Annotated in this window: 2 protein-coding genes; one reads left to right on the forward strand and one right to left on the reverse strand. The window is 72.8% G+C overall.

Annotated features, from left to right (window positions below):
- Nucleotides 1-1,698, reverse strand: a 1,698-nt coding sequence (locus tag ACWF94_RS37775; RefSeq protein ID WP_453499354.1) for a transketolase, incomplete at its 3' end; no start/stop codon positions are given.
- A gap of 687 nt (nt 1,699-2,385) precedes the next feature.
- On the opposite strand from ACWF94_RS37775, the gene ACWF94_RS37780 reads away from it, so the two are divergent.
- Entirely contained in the window at nt 2,386-2,934 is a 549-nt protein-coding gene (locus tag ACWF94_RS37780) for a type 1 glutamine amidotransferase domain-containing protein (protein ID WP_453499356.1), read from the forward strand.
- Nucleotides 2,935-2,962: the final 28 nt, after the last annotated feature.

The raw sequence follows: 2,962 nt of genomic DNA on the forward strand, positions 1-2,962 counted from the left end.
GCCGTCGGCGAAGGCCCCGGCGACGGCGTCGCCGAGACCGCCCTCCGGCCGGTGGTCCTCGACGGTCATCAGACAGCCGGTGGCGTCGGCCGCCTCCTGGAGGGTCGCGGTGTCGACCGGCTTGACCGAGTAGAGGTCGATGACCCGCATCCCGATACCGGCGGTCGCCGGCAGGTCGGCGGCCTTCAGCGCCTCATGGACGGTGGCTCCGGCGGCGACGACGGTGACCCGGTCGTGCGCACTCGACCGCAGGACCCTGGAGCCCCCGACCGGGAAGTCCTCGTCCGGTCCGTACACCACGGGTGTCCCGCCCCGAGTGGTGCGCAGATAGCCGATGCCCGGGAGGTCGGCCATCGCCGCGACCAGCCGGGCGGTCTGATGGGCGTCGCAGGGGTAGAGCACGGTGCTGCCGTGGACCGCGCGGAACATCGCGAGGTCTTCGAGTCCCATCTGCGACGGGCCGTCCTGGCCGATGGACACGCCCGCGTGCGAGCCGACGAGATTGATCGGCGTCCCGCTGACGGCCGCCATCCGCACGATGTCATGAGCGCGCGTCAGAAAGGCGGCGAAGGTGGCGGCGTACGGGATGTAGCCGCGCGCCCGCATCCCCACGGCCGCCGCCACCAGCTGCTGTTCGGCGATGTAGCACTCGAAGAAGCGGTCCGGGTGCGCCTTGGCGAAGGCGGCGCTGCGGGTCGAGTCGCTGACCTCCCCGTCGAGCACGACAACCTCCGGGCGCAGGGAGCCGAGGGCGGCGAGCGCGTCCCCGAAGGCATCGCGGGTGGCGACCACGTCCCCGACTCCGTAGCCGGGCATCGGTGGCTGATCGGAGGGGGACTCGTGGTGCACCTGAGTCGCCGGGGGCGATGCCACGTCGACGGTCAGGAACCGTGGGCCGCCCAGCTCCTCGATCGCCCTGCCGGCGTCGGGCAGCGGCTTGCCGTGCGCGCCCTCCCGGTCCTCCACGTCACCTACTCCGTGTCCCTTGTGGGTGCGGGCGATGACGGCGACGGGCCGCCCGGCCGTGGCGGCGGCCTCCTGGAAGGCGGAGTCGATCGCAGCGACGTCGTGGCCGTCGATCTCGATGGTGTGCCAGCCGAACGCGCCCAGGCGGCGGGCGTAGGCGTCCAGATCCCACCCCTGGCGGGTGGGACCGCGCTGCCCCAGCCGGTTGACGTCGATGATCAGTGTCAGATTGTCGAGCTGTTCGTACGCGGCGTGCTCGACGGCCTCCCACACCGAACCCTCGGCCATCTCGCTGTCACCGGACAGCACCCAGACGCGGTACGGGACCCGGTCGAGCCGCTTGGCCGCCAGGGCCATCCCGACCCCGATGGGCAGCCCCTGGCCGAGCGAGCCGGTGGCCACGTCGACCCACGGCAGCCGGGGCGTGGGGTGTCCTTCGAGCCGGCTGCCCCGGCGGCGGAAGGTGAGCAGTTCCGCGTCGTCGACGACTCCGGCCGCGCGGTAGAGGGCGTACAGCAGGGGGGACGCGTGTCCCTTGGAGAGGATCAGCCGGTCGTTGCCCGGGTGGGCGGGCCGGCCGAAGTCGTAGCGCAGATGGCGGGCCAGCAGGACGGCGGCCAGATCGGCGGCCGACATGGACGACGTCGGGTGCCCGGACCCGGCCGCGTCGGCGGCACGCACCGCGTCGACGCGCAACTGCTGGCCCAGTTCGGCCAGTTGTCCGTTTCGCATATCACTGCTCCTTGACACGATCGCCGGGACGGGTCCGGCCGCGCCCGCCCGGGTGCGGGGGGCCGCCGGGGACGCGAGCCAGTTCCGGCGACGCGCTGTCCAGCCTGACGGAGCAGGAGCTGTCCAGCGGGAGGACCGGGAACGGACGAGGCCCAGCCGAGCGGGCTGCCGGAGCGGCCCGGAATCCGGCGCATCCGGTTCCGGCCACGACGACACGGGAACGATTCACGATCGACTCCGGTGAGCACGGGGGTGTACGGGTCCTCCGGCGGCCTGCGGGCGGTCCGCAAACGGTCGCGGCGAAGGGCCTTCCGGGTGCCCGTGCCCCCGGGCGTCAAACACCACCGGCCCCGGGCGGCTGGACGATTGGTCCTCTGCGGGTACCCGGGGCGGTGCCGGACATGCGCCACCCGCGCCTGGGCGCGCATGCCTGCGCCGAGTAGGGGTACTGCGGAACTCGTCAGGCGAGCCCCCGCGGCGACCGGACACACGGCGGCGCGACACGTACGACAGCGGAAGGAGTACGGCAGGAGCAGGGAGTACGGCGGCGCAGGGAGTACGGCGAGTGCGGTGCGGGTGCCGGGGCGATGGCGAGGTCGGCGGAGGCCACCCGGTCCGGCCCGGCGCGCGGCGGACATCCGAACGCCCGGCCCGCCCGGCCGGGCGGTGGTGAAGGAGTGAGTACTGATGAGGATCGCGTTTCTGGTGGCGCCCGACGGCACCGAGCAGATCGAGCTGACCGATCCGTGGCAGGCGGTCCTGGCCACGGGCGACACCCCGTCCCTGGTGTCGACGCGGCCCGGCCGGATCCAGGCGTTCGACCATCTCGACAGGGCGGACACCTTCCCTGTGGACGAGGTCGTGGACAGCGCGTCGGCGGACGACTTCGGCGCGCTGGTGCTCCCCGGCGGGGTCGCCAATCCGGACGCGCTGCGGATGGACGAGCGGGCCGTGGCGTTCGTGGGGGCCTTCTTCGAGGCGGGCAAGCCGGTCGCGGCGATCTGTCACGCACCGTGGACCCTGGTCGAGGCCGATGTGCTGACCGGGCGGCGGCTCACCTCATGGCCCAGTCTGCGCACGGACATCCGCAACGCGGGTGGCATCTGGGTCGACGAGCGGGTCACGGTCTGCCACCACGGGCCGAACACTCTGATCACCAGCAGGAAGCCGGGCGATCTCAAGGCGTTCACGGCGGCCTTCACCGAGGAGTTCGCGAAAAGCTCCGCCCTCCACTGAGGATCGGATACCCCGGTCGGGTACGCAT

The sequence above is a fragment of the Streptomyces sp. NPDC055078 genome (assembly GCF_053607985.1).